The 1,144-nt window shown below is 60.8% G+C and carries 3 protein-coding genes and 1 pseudogene; 2 read left to right on the forward strand and 2 right to left on the reverse strand.

From position 1 onward, the window contains the following. The coding region (locus tag C4S70_RS18410) for an IS66 family transposase (protein ID WP_146064209.1) at positions 1 to 401 on the forward strand (401 nt) is incomplete at its 5' end. 26 nt (positions 402 to 427) lie between these two features. On the opposite strand, the gene C4S70_RS18415 is transcribed toward C4S70_RS18410, so the two are convergent. Together C4S70_RS18415 and C4S70_RS18420 are read right to left on the reverse strand one after the other, a co-directional pair. Further along, positions 428 to 637, reverse strand: coding sequence for a phage head-tail joining protein (locus C4S70_RS18415; RefSeq protein ID WP_104009521.1), 210 nt, complete (start codon positions 635 to 637; stop codon positions 428 to 430). A 2-nt stretch (positions 638 to 639) separates the two neighbouring features. Then, the gene (locus C4S70_RS18420) at positions 640 to 843 is read right to left on the reverse strand and encodes a phage major capsid protein (RefSeq protein ID WP_235003901.1); all 204 of its coding nucleotides are present in this window, start codon (positions 841 to 843) and stop codon (positions 640 to 642) included. 20 nt (positions 844 to 863) lie between these two features. Here C4S70_RS18420 and C4S70_RS18425 point away from each other — a divergent pair. Next, positions 864 to 1,049 (forward strand): annotated as a pseudogene (locus tag C4S70_RS18425) (IS3 family transposase); the annotation flags it as partial. Positions 1,050 to 1,144: the final 95 nt, after the last annotated feature.

A 1,144-nucleotide genomic window follows, 5' to 3' on the forward strand; every position in this document is an offset into this window, starting at 1 on the left:
AAGAAAGGTCAAAGCCGGTCATCGGCGACTTCGAGACCTGGCTTACCACCCACCGCGCCCGCGTTTCTGCCAAATCCCCGCTCGGCGAGGCCCTCAAATACATCGCCAAATACTGGGACGGGCTGACCCTGTTCCTGAACGACGGCCGCATCGAGATCGATTCAAACACCGTCGAACGCACCATCCGCCCCATAGCTCTAAACCGGAAAAACGCCCTCTTCGCCGGTCACGATGCCGGCGCCCAGAACTGGGCGATGCTGGCGTCGCTGATCGAAACCTGCAAACTCAACACCGTCAATCCCCACGCCTGGCTGACCGGCACCCTCACCGCCATCATCAATGGCCATAAGCAATCCCGGATCGAAGAACTCCTGCCCTGGAACTACGCAAATCCAGTGTGACCAGCGCACCGCTTACGTTCTTCATCTCAGAGCCCTTTCGAGGATTGGATGCGGACGACCGAGATGCGGTCGGTCGCCCCTGCGATCTGTCGGTTGAGGTCCGCGAGCGCGGCGGCCATCTCGCCGTCGCTGGCGTAGGTGACGCGCTTGCCGTCGTATTCGACGGTGCGCACGCCCTGATAGCGCGCGGCCATCAGGGCGTCGCGCCAGGCGGTGAGCTGGGCGAGGTCGGCCATTCTCACGCCCCGGCGTCCATGAACCAGCCCCGGTGGTCGATGAAGCCGGCCCCGAAATCGAGGATCACTCGGATCACCACGCCGTCCACGTCCCAGCCCGAGCGGCTTTCGACCTGGGGTCCTTCCGCACCCGAGAGATAGGCGAATTCCAGCCCGTCGATCTCGCCGGGATCGGCGGTGACATACCAGCGGGTGGCCGAGGACAACCTGCTTCTTCATGGCTGGTGTGGCCATCAGGAGACCACGAGATGGATTGATCCATCATTCGGATCGCGGCAGCCAGTATTGCTCTGTCGATTACCAGGCCGGGCTTCGGAAACAGGGCTTCCCGATCTCCATGAGCGGCAAGGGCAACTGCTACGACAACTCGATGGTCGAAGCCTTTTTCAAGACCATCAAGTCTGAGCTACTTCCCGAAAATCGGACGCTGACGTAGGCTACAAATTGCTGTCTGCTGATCTTCGACGAAGATGAGATCAGAGATGTCGAAACGGAAGCAGCATTCGC

Source organism: Jhaorihella thermophila (assembly GCF_900108275.1).
GTDB classification, from domain to species: domain Bacteria; phylum Pseudomonadota; class Alphaproteobacteria; order Rhodobacterales; family Rhodobacteraceae; genus Jhaorihella; species Jhaorihella thermophila.